Here is a 15,807-nt window from a genome sequence, read left to right on the forward strand (position 1 = left end):
CGGCGGCGCCCGACAAGGGGATTGGGGGACGCCGCCGGTAGGGGGGGAGGTTAGAAGCGATATCCGGCGCGGAACTGGATGCGCCGGGGGAGGGTGAGCAAGGCGTTGCCATCAGGCAATAGCGGGTCAGTGCTTGAGAAGAAGCCGTCGAAATCCTTGAAGTTCTTGTTGTTGAAAGCATTCAACAAATCCACGGCGAAGCTTATTTCGTGATCGCCAAACAATTTCTGGCGATTCTCCAAAGACAGATTGACCTCGCAATAAGCGAAAACTCCGCCAATGCAGTTTTTCTTGGGGTAGATGCTATAGTTTTTGGCTCCACCCGGCGAACTGTCGGTGCCATCGGTGACCGGATAGGCAGTACCGCTGCCGAGAGTAGTTAGCGTGGAAAGCTGAAAACCGGCCGGTAAATCGACGATGCCAGATATAACAAGGCGGTGCCTTTCGTCGCTGTCCTTGATAGGACGCCAGCCATAGCTGTCGGGCACCAGGCCATCGAGGCTGAACAGGTCGCCGCCGTTCTGCTCGGCCTTGGAGAGGGTGTAGGCGATATTGAGGCCCCAGCCCGACGATTTCGTATAATTTTTATCGAGCGTGAAGTAGATCGCCTTGTATCGGGTATCGAGGCCGTCATAGCCAATCAGGACATTGGAATAACCGAACGGAACGACTGGACCTGTGTTGCAGCATCCGCCCAGGCCATTGTTGTTTCGCGTGGCGAACAGATGCGTGTAGCCATTGCGGCCCCGAATATAGGATGCCGTGAGCGATGCCTGCCAAGGCCCGAATTTCTGGCGTACGCCGAGGCTGGCCTGATCATTGACTGGCGGCTTGGCGTTGTTCTTTACCGCAAACAGTTCCGGCAGGCCGGATGTCGATGTATTGCGCAACGCGATCAGGCCTTCGCGGGTCAGATAGCTGTTATTCCATTGCACCGTCGGTAGGCCATTGCGCGGTAATCCGTCCTGGGAGAAGCGGAAAACACCCACCGGATTCAAACGGCGAGCGAGCTCATCGACCGTGTTGCTGAAATTATTGCGATCGTAGTAGCGACCGACACCACCGAAAATGACCGTCGATTGATCCCCTTTGACATCATATGAGAAGCCAAAGCGCGGGGCGAAGGCTCCCTTGAATGGTGGACGGTCATGACCATCCGTGATGTAGTTTTCGGGGTCGAAGTAGAAGGTCTTCGGCAGCGCGCGGAGCGCCGCCGCGGCGCTGGCTGGCGTTATATATTCGTTGGCGAAACCGTTCGTCTCGTAATCCCAACGCAGGCCAATGTTCAACTGCAACTTGTCCGTGACGTCCCAATCGTCCTGGAGATAAAGGCCGACCTGCGTATTGGACGACTGAATCAGTGAATTGCCGAGGCCCAACCGAGCTTCTGCGGGAAAGCTGAAATTCAGATCGTCGGTCGGGGTCGGGGTGCCGCGATCATCATTGAAGTAGGTATAGCGCGGCTGAATATATGCCTGATTGTCGAAGTCGATATCGGTTATTTCTACGCGCGCACCAAATTTGATCGTATGACCGTCAAAACCCGAATAAGTGAAATCGTCGCGAATGGTATAGCCTTGCTGTACCTCTCGGCGGCTTGAATCTTTGCCGCCGATTATCAATACCCCGGCATATTCACGAGATGGCAAGCTAGGATTCAGCGACACCGGGTTGAAGTCATAGTTCAAATAGTTAGTATTGAATTCATTGACAAATTTGTCGCCGGTATATGTCCACTTGAACTGGTAGGTATCGACGGTGTTTAGCTTGTTTTCAGCCGCCTCATAAGAGGTGATGTTGCCAAAGTTTTGAATATCGCTTTCTTGACGACGACTAAATGACAGATCGAACACCTGTCGCTCATCGGGGGTCAATGTCAGCTTGCCAAAGTAGAAATCACCGCGAAACGGGCTAACAAAGGAGCCCTCGAAGTCGCTAATAGGACGTCCGGTGCTGGCTTCGAACGCTGTCCGCAACGCCGGGCTGCCCCCCGCCTTTACGTTGAAAGCTCGATCCTGATCATTTCCTTCATAGGTGCCGAAAAAGAACAGCTTGTCCTTGATGATCGGGCCACCCAGCGAGATTCCATATTGCTTACGTGAGAATTTTGGTTCCGGAAGGTTATCGCGCTTGTTGATGTAGTCTTTCTCGGAAAGACCTTTGCCGGTGTATTGACCAAATACCTCGCCATGAAAATCATTGGTTCCCGACTTGGTCACTGCGGTGATAATTGCGGCGCCGGCCTGCTCATACTCGGCCTTGTAATTCTGGGTAAGAACGCGGAACTCTTGCACCGCGAGCTGGCCGAACGGGTTGCCCCGGCTATTCTGCTGACCGGCGACGCCGCCTTCGCGCAGCTTGTTCTTCAACGACACGCCATCGATAAACACATTGACCTGACTGCTGGTCGATGCGCCCGAAGTGAATCCCTTGCCATTCTCACTGTCGTTATAGCGCACGCCAGGCGCTAGCGCCGCGAAGGACAGGAAGTTGCGGTCAGTCTGCGGCAGTGACCGAATTTGTTGCTGGCTGATATTGGTCGCCACTTCGCTCGTCCGTGACTCGACCAGCGACCCTGCCGTCACGACGATGTCCGTGTCATCACCCGCTGGGGCCGTCCCGGCATCGGCGACTGCCGTGGCGAGCGTCACATTGAGGCTAGCACTCTGGCCGATCCCGACGCTGATGCGCTGCTTCTTCTCGGTGCCATCGGCACCGGTCACCGTCACGTCATACGACGCCGGCCGCAGGCCGTTGAGCCCATAATTACCATTCGCATCGGTCGTCGCTCTAAACGTCTGGTTGGTCCCGATATTGACCGCCGTCACGGTCGCGCCGCTGACCGGTGCGCCGTCCGCGCCCGTCACCTGGCCGCGCACCGATGCGGTCGTGGTCTGCGCCGCCGCCGGCGCCGCCATCATCAGCGTGCCGCCAAGGATGGTCGTCGAGACCAAGGCGGCCCGTAGCCCTGCTTTCATGAACGCGTTCATACTACTCTCCCCTGCGTCCGATTTTTCGGACCCGTTGTTGATGCGCCTGTTGTCGATAGGATGGCGTCGCCGCGCGCGCTGGACGCGCGCACGACGAGTTCTGGTGTCAGGAATTCGGCTGTCGCCTCGGGCGCTTCGTCCGCCTCTATCGTTGCGACCAGCCGTTCGAGCGCGCTTTCACCGAGCTGGGCGATATGGACGCGCATCGTGCTGAGCCCGGGGGTGACGTAGCGCGCGATCGGCACATCGTCGAAACCGACGATCGCCACCTCCCGGGGGATATCGACGCCCGCATCGGCCAGCGCGATCATGCAGCCGATCGCCATGATGTCGTTGGCGGAAAACACGCCGTCGACGTCGCGTCCGGCAAGATCGGCTGCGGCAGTGATTCCGGCTTCCTCGCTGAAATCGCCGGCCAGCACGATCGGATCATGATCGCCGAGCATTTCGGCCACCGCTTCGCGAAAGCCCAGCGCGCGTTCATCTGCATCGGCATTGCCCGCCGGTCCGGCGAGGTGTGCGATGCGCTTGCACCCCTGCGCGACCAGGTGTGCGACGGCGGTGCGCGCGCCGGCCTGGTTGTCGATCGCGATCGATGCATGGCGTGCACCCTCGATCCGCCCGTTCATCACTACCGTGGGCAATCCCTTGGGCAAGTTATGCGCCAGGAAATCGGCGTCGAGTTGCGGCGACATGACCAGTAGCCCGTCGACTCGCCCGCGCATCGCGCGCAGCGCCGCGGCGGTCTCCTGCGCGCTACCATGCATGTTCGACAGCAACAGCTGCAGCCCGCGGCGGTGCGCGGCATAATCGATGCCGCGAATGATCTCGGAAAAGAATTCACCGAACAGATCGGGCAGCACGACGCCGATCGTGTTCGAGCGTCTGGTCGAAAGACTCCGCGCGCCGAGGTGCGGGACATAGTTGAGCGCATCGGCGGCCTCGATCACGCGCGCGCGGGTCGCCGCGGTCACGCTGGCATGACCGTTGAGCGCGCGCGATGCGGACGCGACCGATACCGATGCGGTGCGTGCAACATCCCTGATCGTGGCGGTGGGCATTGCCCCTTCAGTCCCTCTCGCTACGGGCCGGCCCCGGATCATCCGGCGACTCGGTCCGATGGTCGGCCTGCGTTCTCGCGACGCTTGTAACCGGTTCCACGAGAGTTCTGTAACCGGTTACACGGGGTGCTGCCAGCGTTTTTTAAAAGAGATTGATCCGCTTCGTCAGGCGGCGGCGCTGGCCGCTTCTGTCCGTGGCCGGGCCAGCGCTTTGCCTTCGGCATCGAACAGATAAAGATGCTCGCTCGGCAAGCCGACCGCGATGGTCGCGTCGACCGCCGGCCGCTCGGGCAAGGCGCAGATCAGCGGCTCGTTCAGCCCGGCAAGATCGAGATACCCGAAATGCGCGCTGCCCAGCGATTCGACGAAGCGCACCACCGTCTCGATCCGGTTGACCTCCCCGTCGATCGCGAAATGCTCCGGCCGGATGCCCAATGTTACCGCCGCCCCCGTCGCCAGCGGGCTCGCATCGATCGCGGTATGGATCTCGGTCCCGCCCGCCAGTCGCACCACCGCACCGCCCGGCGCGTTCGACACCAGAACCGCCGGCAGCAGATTCATTTTCGGCGACCCGATAAAACCCGCAACGAAGATCGTGTCGGGATGCGCATAAAGCTCGGCCGGGGTGCCGACCTGCTCGATCCGGCCGGCCGACAGCACGACGATGCGGTCGGCCAGCGTCATCGCCTCGACCTGGTCGTGCGTGACATAGATCATCGTCGTGCCGAGCGTCTTGTGCAGCCCGGCGAATTCATACCGCATGCGCACGCGCAGTGCCGCATCGAGATTGGAGAGCGGCTCGTCGAACAGGAACACCTGGGGCTGGCGTACGATCGCGCGGCCGATCGCGACGCGTTGCCGCTGACCGCCCGACAATTGCTTCGGCTTGCGGTCGAGCAAATGGCCGATATCGAGCGTCGCCGCCGCTGCCTCGACCGCCGCGTCGATTTCCGCACGCGGCAGATGCTGCAGCTTCAGTCCAAAGGCGAGATTCTCGCGCACGTTCATATGCGGGTAGAGCGCATAGGATTGGAACACCATCGCGATGCCGCGATCCGCCGGCGCCACGTCGTTGACCACGCGTCCACCGATCGACACCTCGTCCGCGCTCAGATCCTCGAGCCCGGCGATGACTCGCAACAGGGTCGATTTGCCGCATCCCGAGGGGCCGACGAACACGACGAACTCGCCGTCCGCGATGTCCAGGTCGATGTCGCGCAACACCGCCGTCGTCCCGAAGGATTTCGATGCGCCCGCCAGCCGCACGTCCGCCATTCAGCCTCTCCCGCCGACGCTGATCGCCGGTCGCAAGCGTTCAAGTAACCGGTTACACGGCGGGGCGCTATCCCCAGCTGATATGGCTTGAAGCGATCAGGTCACCGCCTCACGCACCCGCCGTTCGTTTCGACGAAGTCGAGAAACAAGCCACTAGCGTTGCGCAGGGTTTCTCGACTTCGGCCCAGAGGGCCGAAGTTTATCCTGAGCGCCTGCCTTGGCAGGCAGTCGAAGGGCTCGAAACGAACGGAGTGAGGGAGGGTAGCTCGAAGTGTTAATGATAACATAACAATATAAAGATATCTTTATATCACACTTGACGCCGCGCTCATTCGCTGGGATGCTTGGGTGTCGAGGTTCTCCGCGGGCATGTCGTTCGTGGAGCTAAGACGGGAAGCCGGTGCGGCCATGGAGCGATCCATGGCCAATGCCGGCGCTGCCCCCGCAACTGTAAGCGGCGAGCGGCGGCCATCAAGCGTCACTGGCGGTGCGAACCGCCGGGAAGGCCAGGCCGACGTGACGACCCGCGAGCCAGGAGACCTGCCTCGTCACGATAACGTCCACCGGCGGGGTGCCCGGGCTGGTCGCTTGTGTGTCGTGACCGTTTCTGCCGGGCGCGCGCGCTTGTGTCCGTGCCCGGTCCCTCGCCCTTCATCGGGGTATGAGGAAAATGACCGTCACGATCGCCACATTGGGTTTCCCGCGTATCGGCCCGCGCCGCGAACTGAAATTCGCGCTCGAACGCTATTGGTCGGGTAAATCGAGCGAAGCCGACCTGCTCGAATCCGCCGCCGGCCTGCGCACCGCCGCCTGGGCGCGCCAGCGCGCGCTTGGCACCGACTGGCTGCCCTCCAACGATTTCTCGCTTTACGATCATGTGCTCGACACGAGCATGATGCTCGGCGCGATCCCCGAACGCTATGCGTCGGCCGACGGTGATGCGACCCTCGCCACCTATTTCGCGATGGCGCGCGGATCGACCGGCGACGGAGCAGCGGACTGCGGTCACGCCCATACCCGGGGCGGCGGCGAGACCGCGCTCGAAATGACCAAATGGTTCGACACCAACTATCATTACATGGTCCCCGAACTGGTCGCCGGACAACGCCTCGCGCTCGGGTCGGCCAAGATCGTCGAGGATTATCGCGAGGCCAAGGCGCAAGGTTTCGAGACTCGCCCGGTGCTGCTCGGCCCGGTCACCTGGCTGTCGCTGGTCAAGGGCCGCGATGTCGATCCGTTCGACTTTCTCGACCAGGTCGTCGGCCTGTACGGCGCAGTGCTCAGCCAGCTTTCCGCCGCCGGCGCCGAATGGGTGCAGATCGACGAGCCGTGCCTGGTGCTCGACCTCAGCTATCGTCAGCGCCATGCCATTGCCCAGGCCTATGCCCGGCTGTCGCGCTATGGCGTGAAGCTGATGCTGACGACCTATTTCGGCGGGCTCGAGGACAATCTGCCGTTCGCGCTGACCTTGCCTGTCGCCGGCCTGCACGTCGATCTGGTGCGCGCGCCGGAACAACTCGGCGCGGTGCTTGCCGAGGCGCCGAAGAGCCTGCTCCTGTCGCTCGGCGTGATCGATGGTCGCAATATCTGGCGCGCCGATCTGCCCGCCTTGCTCGACCTGCTCGAACCGATCGCCGCGACGCGCGACCTGATCCTCGCGCCATCATGCTCGCTGCTGCACACCCCGATCGATCTCGCGCTTGAAACCGGACTCGATCCGGAGGTCGCACAGTGGCTTGCCTTCGCGGTGCAGAAGATCGAGGAGCTCGGCATCCTCAAACGCGCGCTCAATGACGGCCGCGACAGTGTCGCCAAACCGCTCGCGGCATCGGCACGGGCGGCGGCCAATCGCCGCACCTCGCGGCTGATCCACGACGCGGCGGTTGCCGCGCGTATTGCCGCGGTCACACCGGATCTGCTGCAGCGTCGCTCGGCCCATGCGCCGCGCCGGGCGGAGCAACAGGCGCGCCTCGCGCTGCCGCTTTTCCCGACCACCACGATCGGCTCCTTCCCGCAAACCGCGGAGGTGCGCCAGGCTCGCTCGCAACATGGCAAGGGCCTGCTCGACGACGCGGCCTATGACGCGTTCCTGCGCGAGGAAACCGAGCGCGCAATCCGCTGGCAGGAAGATGTCGGGCTCGACATGCTGGTGCACGGCGAATTCGAGCGCAACGACATGGTGCAATATTTCGGCGAACAGCTCGCCGGGTTCGCCTTCACGCGTCAGGGTTGGGTGCAAAGCTATGGCTCGCGCTGCGTGCGCCCGCCGATCCTTTATGGCGACGTGTCGCGCCCGAAGCCGATGACGGTCGACTGGTGGCGCTTCGCACAAGAACTGACCATTCGCCCGGTCAAGGGCATGCTGACCGGCCCGGTCACCATCCTCAACTGGTCGTTCGTGCGCGACGATCAGCCGCGCAGCGCAAGCTGCCGTCAGATCGCGCTGGCGATCCGCGACGAGGTGGCCGATCTCGAAGCGGCTGGCGCCAAGGCGATTCAGATCGATGAAGCGGCTCTGCGCGAAGGTCTGCCGTTGCGGCGAAAAGACTGGCAACATTATCTCGACTGGGCGGTCGAGTGCTTCCGCCTTTCCGCCGCTGGGGTGGCCGATGCGACCCAGATCCATACTCATATGTGCTATTCGGAATTCAACGACATCCTGACGTCGATCGGCGCGATGGACGCCGATGTCATCTCGATCGAAACCGCGCGGTCGCAAATGGAATTGCTCGCCGGTTTCGCCAGCTATCGCTACCCCGCCGATATCGGTCCGGGCGTCTACGACATCCACGCCCCGCGCGTGCCCGGCATAGATGAGATGGTCGATCTGATGCGGCTCGCCCGCACGCACCTCGATGCCGACCAGCTCTGGGTCAATCCCGACTGCGGCCTGAAGACGCGCAATTGGGCCGAAGTCCGTCCCGCGATCGAAGCGATGGTCGCCGCCGCGCGGCAGCTTCGCGCCGAGGCCTGAGGCGTTGAAATTCGGGGTGCGGTACTGGTTCTGCGGACTTAAGTGCCGCACCCCGCAGACTTGCCGGCTTGCAAAATCCGCCTGGCCGGCCTATCCGCCGCGCTCGTTGTTCCACCACTCAAGGAAAGGAGTGAACCATGCGACTGCTCATGCACCCAGCACAACCACTCCCGATCTCCGAGTTCAGGAACAATCAGCATGGGCACGTCCCACTGGGGTGACTTTGGTCGCCTAGACTATTTCCGCGGCAATAGCGTCGCGGCACTTTTCATCTTCTTCGTTTGTCAGTTTTCATCGCCCCGATGGTGCGAGCCATGCACCGCCGGTAAAACTCAAAAAGGATCGCGATCAGGACCGCAAGTTCATCGGCCTCAAGCGCCACACGAAACAGCAAGCGCCCTACACCAAGTCGCTCAACGAGAATCTCGCCCCGCTCCGCCGTTTCATCCAGAAGCGCGTCGGGCGGCGTTGGGACGATGTGTTCAGCGAAATCTGCGCCGACCTCGACAGCGGCAGCACGGTCAAGATGCATGTTCGCCAGCATCTCTGCGACTTCGTCCTGTTCGGCATCTCGCATGGTCGGCGTGGCGAGTTGCTGCACGATGGACACGAACTCCTGCCCGATCGCCGCAACTGCGTATGGCCCGAATTCTACGTCGATCCCGATGATGGCCTGTTGAAAGATCGGGTCTGGTTCTGGCGCGATCGCGGTGAGACAGTTGCTCTGGGCCAGAAAGGCCTCCGCTGGAGGGGCTCGCTGTGATGACTCAGGCCACTATCCGCATCATCGCCTCGCCGGAAAGCTGGATCGAGCAGGCAGCAATCGACCAGCTTCATCAGACCGCGCGACTACCGGGCATCGACAGGATCGTCGGCCTGCCGGATCTCCACGCCGGCCGCGGTATCGCGGTCGGCGCCGCGTTCTGGTCGCGCACCCATGTCTATCCGCACCTTGTCGGTAGCGATATCGGCTGCGGCATGGCCTTGTGGCGCGGCTCGATGCCGCTGCGCAAATTCCGCCTCGACGCGGCCGAACGCAAGCTGCGCGGGCTGGAGGATCCCTGGTCAGGCGACCACGCAGCGCGTCTCGCCGGTGCCGGCCTTCCGCCAACCCTGATGGGCGAGGCGTTGGGCAGCATCGGCGGCGGCAACCACTTTGCCGAGATCTTGCGCATCGACGAAGTCGTGGACGAAACCCTGTTCGCATCGCTCGAACTCGACACGGACCTTGTCTATCTGATGGTGCATAGCGGCTCGCGTGGTCTTGGCCACGCCATTCTCGAACGCCATCTCGCCCGCTGCAACACCGCTGCCCTGATCGCGGGCGAGACTGGCTGCGCCGCCTATCTCGCCGAGCATGATGATGCGGTGCGCTGGGCGATCCTCAACCGTCAGATCATCGCCGACCGCTTCTTCGACCGCCTTGGCATGATGGGCACGCGCATGCTCGACATCTGCCACAACAGCGTCACCGCGCATCTTGGCGGCTGGCTCCATCGCAAAGGTGCCGCACCCGCCGACAAAGGGCTGGTCGTCGTGCCCGGCTCGCGCGGCGAGATGACCTATATCGTCCGGCCCCGGCGCGACGCGGCGGACGTCGCGCTCCACTCACTGGCGCATGGCGCGGGCCGCAAATGGAGCCGCAGCGAGGCACGCGACAAGCTGGCCCGCCGATTCTCTGTCGCGGATCTGGAGCGAACCAAACTCGGCAGTCGCGTGATCTGCGAGGATCGCGACCTGATCTACGAGGAGGCGCCGCAAGCATATAAGGATATCCATCAGGTCGTGCGCGATCTCGACCAGGCCGGGCTGATCGATCTGGTCGCCACGCTGCGTCCGTTGATCACTTACAAGACGAGGCGCACATGACCGAAATCATCCTTCACCTCTCGGCCGGCCAGGGTCCGCGCGAATGCGAATGGGTCGTCGCCGAACTGGCTCGCGCCTTGTGTCGTGAAGGCGAAGCGGCGGGGCTGACCTGCGAACCGGTCGAGCCGCTCGCCGGCCCCGCCGCGTCGGTCCTGCTGCGCATATCGGGCGCGGGCGCGGAAGGTTTCGCCACTGCGCACACCGGTACGATCCGCTGGATCGGCGCCAGCCCGTTTCGCCCGCTGCACAAACGCCGCAACTGGTTCGTCGGCGTGACGCCTGCGCCGCTTGCCGACGAGATCCCCGACTTTCGCGAAGAGGATATCCGCTACCAGACGCTGCGCGCCTCCGGCCCGGGCGGACAACATGTCAACAAGACCGACAGCGCGGTCCGCGCGACGCATGTCCCGACCGGCCTCGTCACTGTGTCGCAGGATCAGCGCTCGCAATTCGCCAACAAGAAGATCGCCCGGCTGAAACTCGCCATGCTGTTCGGCGAACAACGCCGTGCGGGCGAGGCGGGCGGCAAGCGCGCACTATGGGGGCAAAACCGCGAGCTCGAGCGCGGCAACGCGGTGCGTAGTTATGAAGGGTCGGGGTTTCGCCCCAGATCCTAGCGCTGCGCCAACTGCACTTCATCCGCGCCTGACCAACGTGTCCGCTCGACCCGAGCCCAAACCTTGTGCAGCCGCGCATGGCCCGAGCCGAGCCCCGCATCGGCGGTCGTTTCCTCCCAGGCATTGGCCGCCGCGACCAGCTTTACCGTTCTCGGTCCCGGCGTCAGGTCCTCGACCCAGCCGGTGATCGCCTGTGCGTTGAACAAGGCGAGCAAGGCGGTGGTCAAAGCGATGATCGTCGCGGTCCAGCGCAATGCACCGGGCGCGCTATCGTCGGGCATCTCGGTCGGGAATTCATAAGCGTCGATCATCGTTCGCATCCTCAGAAACGGAAATAGATGAAGGGCGCGACCCCTTCGTAACGCATCGCATCGACCACCAGCATCGCCACCGCCAGCCCCGCCGCGACCAGCGGTGCGGGCACGGTACGGATGCGCTGCGCCGCGCGGGTCAGGCCGTCCCAGGGCAGCGCGTGGATCGCCAGCCCACCAGCGATCAGCAGGACCACCAGGGGCGTCGCGGTAACCGTGCCGATCGGCGCAAAGATCCCGCCCAGATAAGCCAGCGCATCCCCGAAACTTGCCGCACGGAAGAATATCCAGCCAAGCACCACGACATGAAAGGTGAGCGCAATCTTTGCCCAGCGCGGCAGCACGATCCCCGCCGTCGCCGGCATCCGCGCCCATAGCCGCTCGACCACCAAAGCCGTGCCATGCAACCCACCCCAGATCACGAAGGTCCAGCTCGCACCATGCCATAGTCCGCCGAGCAGCATGGTGATCATCAGGTTGCGATAGACCCGGAAACGGCCGCCCTTATTGCCGCCCAGCGCGTCGATATAGAGATAGTCGCGCAACCACCGCGACAGGCTGATATGCCAGCGCCGCCAGAATTCCTGCAGCGATTCCGCCCGGTACGGCCGGTCGAAATTGCGCGGGAAACGATAACCGAGCAGCGCCGCCAGCCCGATCGCCATGTCCGAATAGGCCGAGAAGTCGCAATAGATCTGTACCGCATAACCATAGGCGGCAAGGATCAAGTCGAGCGAGCCATAGAGCTGCGGCGCGGTGAACACCGGGTCGACGAACTGCGTCGCCAGTTCCGACGCGATCACCGCTTTCTTGAACAGCCCCCACACGATCAGCAGCAAGCCCATCGACACCATGCCGCGATTGAGCTTCGGCACCGCCTGCAATTGCGGCACCAGATCGGCCGCGCGCACGATCGGCCCGGCGACGAGGTGCGGGAAGAACGACATCAGCAGCAATATGTCGAGCAGCCGCGCCGCCGGCACGCGGCCCTTCGCCACATCGACGACGTAGCTGATCCCCTGGAATGTGAAGAAGGAGATGCCGATCGGCAGGATCACCTGCATCAACGCCGGATCCTGTTTGATCCCCGACAGCGCGAGCAGACTGCCCGCCTGCTCCGCGAAAAAGCCGAAATATTTGAAGAAGCCGAGCATCAGCAGATTGGCGGCCACCGCACCGATCAGCAGGCTTTTCCGCCGTGCGGCCCCGCTCCTTCCTGTATCGTCGCTGCGCGCGATCAGCACCGCCGCGCCCCAGTTGATCACCGCCGACACGATCAGCAGCGGCACGAAGCGCCAATCCCATGCGCCATAGAATACCCAGCTGCCGACCAGCAGCACCAGCTTGCGCCAGTCGTTCGACCGCAGCGACCATACGGCCGCGAACATCACCAGGAAGAACAGGCCGAAGGTGAGGGTGGGAAACAGCATCTCACTTCGCCTCCATCGCGTGGTTCAGATCGTCCTGCAGTGCTTGTGCGAGCATAGCGCCACCGGCATCGCGGAAATGGACATGGTCGCCGCGCATCATCGCGGGCACCGCGGCGGCCCAGCGTGCGGCGGAGCAGGGACCACCCATCCGCGCTTGCCAGTCCCAATAAGCGAGCCCCAACTCACTCGCGACCTTGCGCTGTATCGCCCGCACGCGACCCAGCGCAGGCGGCGCGAACAACGGCGCCGCTCGCGTTGCAGGACCTTCCGGCTCCGGGCACCCGACCACCACGCCGGGCGCGTTGTTTCGCAACGCCGTATTGCGGCTCAATGCATCGGGTGCGCCGAGCAACAGGATCGGCACGTCGTTGGCCAGCCGCCGGATCCGACCGACCTGCCCGCGCAAAACCTCTTCATAACCGTCTGCATCGAAACGCGGCGCGAACCCCTCATTGGTACCGAAGGCGAGTATGATCAGATCGGGCGCATAAGCCCTCAACTCCTCAGTCAGCACGGCATCGTCGGTGCGTCCGAAATGCACCAACTGCGATCCGACCACGCCGAGATTGGACAGCGTCACGCCGCCGCCACCATTTTGATCGGCATCGCGGAACGTCGCCCAGGACGTGATCGTCACCGGCCGATCGAGCGACGTGACACTGACTGAGGATTGCACTGAGCCAACCCGCATCGTGTGACAAACCGGGGTGATTATATCGGCGGCGAAATCGATCCGCTGCTCCGCCTCCGTCCCGGTCCGCACCGCCACTTGCCCGGCGTCCGGCCCGGCGATCCCGCACAGCACGAACCGGTCGAACATCATCGCCGCGTCCGCGACCAGCCCCATCGTCGCCCCAGCCTGCGTCGCTGTCAGGCTATAGCTCGACAGACCGAGCGGTGGACGCGGTGCCGCCGATCCCTTTCCAAACGTCGTCGCGATCCGCCAGCCGGAGGACATCGAGGCGGTGATTCCGCGCGTGATGTATCCGTCATAGGGTCGCCCGGGTGGCAATATGCCACGCCCGCCGCCACCCATTTGCGCCTGAAGCAATGCACGCCAGCTTCCAGTCAGCACATCGCCGGCCGTGTGGCTGTCGCCGATCTGTACGATATGCACGGGGGTATGATCGCGTCCCTCGCGCGCCGCCGTCAGCTTCGCGAAATAAGGCGCCAGCGTATCCAGGTTGCATACCGCCTCCTCGCATGGGGCGGGCGCGTCTGCCGACGCGATGCCCGGCACCGCCAGCAAGCTAAGGGCCGCGAATATCCTCATTGCGCCACCGCGGCGACCGGCGCGGTTTCCGCCGCGTCGATCTTGCGCGTCGCCTCGACATAACCGCGGATCCGCTCGCTCAGCCCGTGCGTGATCCATTTATAGCCGGTCATCGACATATGGATGCCGTCGGCCTCGCGCACCAAAGTGCGTTTGCCGGTTGCGGGATCGTCGAGATAGACGGCGTAATTGCCTTGGGCGTCCGACGCGATCGGTAGCGTATCGATGAACGGCACGCCCAGCGCCGCCATTCGCCTGGCATAGAATTGGTTGATCGCGCCGACGTCGCCATCGAGTTCCGCCTCGCGCATGCGCGGAAGGCCGACCCAATAGACCATCGCATGATGCGCGCGCAGCACCCCGACGAAGCGATCGATCCGCACCCCGATCTGCTCCTGCCATTTGGGCCCCATCAGAGCGGCATATTCACCCTTGTCGGTGATGATCCCCTGCGCGTCATTCGCCCCGAAGGAGATCACCGCGACATCGATCGGTCCGTCGCCGAGTTGCTCCGCCGCCTTTGTCTCGAGATTGAGCCGTTTGTAGCGGGTGAAGCCGGTTGCCGGCTGGCTGAACTTCAGCACGTCATAACCGGCTTTGTGAGTCAGCTGCTGCTGCAGCCCGAACGCAACCCCGTCGCCGAAACTGTCGCCGAACACCGCGACTCGCACCGGCCCGCCTTTACGGATCGTGCGCAGCAATTGCCGCTGCGCCGGCGCCGCGCAGCTGAGCGCGGCTGCTATCTCAGGCGGCTTCTCGGTAAGCGCGGCAGGTGCCGCGCACACAGGCGCCATTACTGGCGATTTCAAGGACTCGCCACGGCCGACAAAGCTGAAACCGATCGCCGCGCCCGCGCACACGCCGACCAACAGGACCGCGGAGCGGTCCAGTACTAAGCCTGGGACTATCATGTGAAAACCGTCTGTTCGAGTATGGCGTCGTTTTAAAACGGTTTACGAAAAAAATCCAGAGAAATATTGAACTATAGTGTAATTTATTTGGAAAATACAAGTATAGAACTACATCAGTTCTTTAAACCGAGCGAGCGCGCTGCAGGCTAAATACGGGTTGTCGCCATTATTCGAAGGTTATTTGTGAATGCGTCGACAGAAATACCTGTCAGTATTGGATATCGTTACTGTCCGATCGAATTATCCGAGACCTCCCTCACCCGTTTCCTGAACTCATAAAAGGACAGGGGAGGGCGCCTGTGCACCAACTTTGATCTGTGCTCAATTCAGCCATGCAATCTCATATCATGCACGACCAGCCGTGCGGTTCCAGCGGTGAACCGTTTTTTATGCGGTGTGTCTGCCTTCCGGCGCGCATGACGAAATAAGGTGCCGCGCTGTAAAGTGTCAGGCGCTTGCCAGCCTCGCGTTGGCGAACGCCGTTCAGACCTTTGTCCGCACCTGTCCGATAAAGTCGCGCTTGCCCAGCTCGATGCCTTTCATGCGCAGGATGTCGTAGGCGGTCGCTGTGTGGAAATAGAAATTGGGTTGCGAGAAGGAGAGCAGGAATTCCTCCGCCAGGAAGTCGCGATGGTTGGATCCGAATTCGAACCGTATGTCCCGCCCGACAAAGCTCTCCACCTCGTCCGGATCGATTGCTCCCAGGTCCGTGATCGTGCCCGCGATCAGCGCGCGCAAGCCATCGAAACTGTCCGGCGGCGTGGTGTTGTCGGGTGAGAAGGTGCCGCGTCGGACCCCCTTGATCGCACCCAGCGAATGCACTGCGGTCGACTTCACCTGATAGGCGAGGGGCAACATGTCGTCGATCAGCCGCGCCTCGATCAGCGCTTCGGGCGCCAGGCCGGTATCCGCGCAGAACGTCTCGGCCTTGTCGATCATCCGCGCCACCGACCCGAGCAGTTGCAGATAGGACGGGATCGTCGCGGCATAGAGAGTGAAGGCCATGAATATTGTCCTGCTGCTGGTGGAGAGAATGGGACGATAACGCTCACGCGTGGTCGCCGCCAGTCCGCGATAGCGGTGAAAGGAGGGGGGA

The 15,807-nt window shown here is 62.6% G+C and carries 12 protein-coding genes and 1 riboswitch; of the genes, 3 read left to right on the forward strand and 9 right to left on the reverse strand.

The window, feature by feature from the left end; translation table 11 throughout:
• Positions 1 to 50 precede the first annotated feature (50 nt).
• From G4G27_RS23330 to ugpC, 3 genes are all read right to left on the reverse strand, one after another.
• Entirely contained in the window at positions 51 to 2,990 is a 2,940-nt protein-coding gene (locus G4G27_RS23330) for a TonB-dependent receptor (RefSeq protein ID WP_244624479.1), read from the reverse strand.
• Positions 2,987 to 4,051 (reverse strand): LacI family DNA-binding transcriptional regulator, encoded by a 1,065-nt coding sequence (locus G4G27_RS23335; RefSeq protein ID WP_183110837.1) that lies wholly within the window; start codon positions 4,049 to 4,051, stop codon positions 2,987 to 2,989. Before G4G27_RS23335 ends, G4G27_RS23330 begins: the two co-directional genes overlap by 4 nt.
• A 165-nt stretch (positions 4,052 to 4,216) precedes the next feature.
• The gene (gene ugpC, locus G4G27_RS23340; RefSeq protein WP_183110838.1) at positions 4,217 to 5,326 is read right to left on the reverse strand and encodes a sn-glycerol-3-phosphate ABC transporter ATP-binding protein UgpC; all 1,110 of its coding nucleotides are present in this window, start codon (positions 5,324 to 5,326) and stop codon (positions 4,217 to 4,219) included.
• A 337-nt stretch (positions 5,327 to 5,663) separates the two neighbouring features.
• A riboswitch (cobalamin riboswitch) is annotated at positions 5,664 to 5,889 on the forward strand.
• 107 nt (positions 5,890 to 5,996) lie between these two features.
• Between ugpC and metE the strand changes: the two genes are divergently transcribed.
• Positions 5,997 to 8,300, forward strand: a complete 2,304-nt coding sequence (metE, locus tag G4G27_RS23345; RefSeq protein WP_183110839.1) for a 5-methyltetrahydropteroyltriglutamate--homocysteine S-methyltransferase — start codon at positions 5,997 to 5,999, stop codon at positions 8,298 to 8,300.
• Positions 8,301 to 8,568: 268 nt separating this feature from the next.
• Here the strand turns inward: metE and G4G27_RS23350 are convergent, their stop codons facing one another.
• The gene (locus G4G27_RS23350; RefSeq protein ID WP_183110840.1) at positions 8,569 to 8,910 is read right to left on the reverse strand and encodes a hypothetical protein; all 342 of its coding nucleotides are present in this window, start codon (positions 8,908 to 8,910) and stop codon (positions 8,569 to 8,571) included.
• Between the two features lie 152 nt (positions 8,911 to 9,062).
• Between G4G27_RS23350 and G4G27_RS23355 the strand changes: the two genes are divergently transcribed.
• Both G4G27_RS23355 and prfH read left to right on the forward strand, forming a co-directional pair.
• Positions 9,063 to 10,169: an RNA ligase RtcB family protein gene (locus G4G27_RS23355; protein ID WP_183110841.1), complete on the forward strand. Its 1,107-nt coding sequence runs from the start codon at positions 9,063 to 9,065 to the stop codon at positions 10,167 to 10,169.
• On the forward strand, positions 10,166 to 10,786 hold the full coding sequence (prfH, locus tag G4G27_RS23360; protein WP_183110842.1) for a peptide chain release factor H: 621 nt from the start codon (positions 10,166 to 10,168) through the stop codon (positions 10,784 to 10,786). The genes G4G27_RS23355 and prfH overlap by 4 nt, the downstream gene beginning before the upstream one ends.
• Here prfH and G4G27_RS23365 read toward each other — a convergent pair.
• The 5 genes from G4G27_RS23365 to G4G27_RS23385 all read right to left on the reverse strand — a co-directional run bounded on the left by G4G27_RS23365 (position 10,783) and on the right by G4G27_RS23385 (position 15,716).
• Complete coding sequence (locus G4G27_RS23365) at positions 10,783 to 11,097, reverse strand: hypothetical protein (protein ID WP_183110843.1); 315 nt, start codon at positions 11,095 to 11,097, stop codon at positions 10,783 to 10,785. The genes prfH and G4G27_RS23365 overlap by 4 nt on opposite strands.
• An 11-nt stretch (positions 11,098 to 11,108) precedes the next feature.
• Positions 11,109 to 12,527: an MBOAT family protein gene (locus G4G27_RS23370; protein WP_183110844.1), complete on the reverse strand. Its 1,419-nt coding sequence runs from the start codon at positions 12,525 to 12,527 to the stop codon at positions 11,109 to 11,111.
• A 1-nt stretch (position 12,528) separates the two neighbouring features.
• A complete protein-coding gene (locus G4G27_RS23375; protein ID WP_183110845.1) occupies positions 12,529 to 13,800 on the reverse strand; it encodes a GDSL-type esterase/lipase family protein in 1,272 nt (423 codons plus the stop codon).
• On the reverse strand, positions 13,797 to 14,609 hold the full coding sequence (locus G4G27_RS23380; protein WP_244624480.1) for a DUF459 domain-containing protein: 813 nt from the start codon (positions 14,607 to 14,609) through the stop codon (positions 13,797 to 13,799). Before G4G27_RS23380 ends, G4G27_RS23375 begins: the two co-directional genes overlap by 4 nt.
• A 585-nt stretch (positions 14,610 to 15,194) precedes the next feature.
• Positions 15,195 to 15,716, reverse strand: a complete 522-nt coding sequence (locus tag G4G27_RS23385) for a DUF1993 domain-containing protein (RefSeq protein WP_183110847.1) — start codon at positions 15,714 to 15,716, stop codon at positions 15,195 to 15,197.
• Positions 15,717 to 15,807: the final 91 nt, after the last annotated feature.

Source organism: Sphingomonas sp. So64.6b, from assembly GCF_014171475.1.
GTDB classification, from domain to species: Bacteria; Pseudomonadota; Alphaproteobacteria; order Sphingomonadales; family Sphingomonadaceae; genus Sphingomonas; species Sphingomonas alpina_A.

Coding starts and splice junctions, on each gene's coding strand:
- G4G27_RS23330 (WP_244624479.1), bottom strand. CDS start 2,990: ATGAACGCGTTCATGAAAGCAGGGCTACGGGCCGCCTTGGTCTCGACG.
- G4G27_RS23335 (WP_183110837.1), bottom strand. CDS start 4,051: ATGCCCACCGCCACGATCAGGGATGTTGCACGCACCGCATCGGTATCG.
- ugpC (WP_183110838.1), bottom strand. CDS start 5,326: ATGGCGGACGTGCGGCTGGCGGGCGCATCGAAATCCTTCGGGACGACG.
- metE (WP_183110839.1), top strand. CDS start 5,997: ATGACCGTCACGATCGCCACATTGGGTTTCCCGCGTATCGGCCCGCGC.
- G4G27_RS23355 (WP_183110841.1), top strand. CDS start 9,063: ATGACTCAGGCCACTATCCGCATCATCGCCTCGCCGGAAAGCTGGATC.
- prfH (WP_183110842.1), top strand. CDS start 10,166: ATGACCGAAATCATCCTTCACCTCTCGGCCGGCCAGGGTCCGCGCGAA.
- G4G27_RS23365 (WP_183110843.1), bottom strand. CDS start 11,097: ATGATCGACGCTTATGAATTCCCGACCGAGATGCCCGACGATAGCGCG.
- G4G27_RS23370 (WP_183110844.1), bottom strand. CDS start 12,527: ATGCTGTTTCCCACCCTCACCTTCGGCCTGTTCTTCCTGGTGATGTTC.
- G4G27_RS23375 (WP_183110845.1), bottom strand. CDS start 13,800: ATGAGGATATTCGCGGCCCTTAGCTTGCTGGCGGTGCCGGGCATCGCG.
- G4G27_RS23385 (WP_183110847.1), bottom strand. CDS start 15,716: ATGGCCTTCACTCTCTATGCCGCGACGATCCCGTCCTATCTGCAACTG.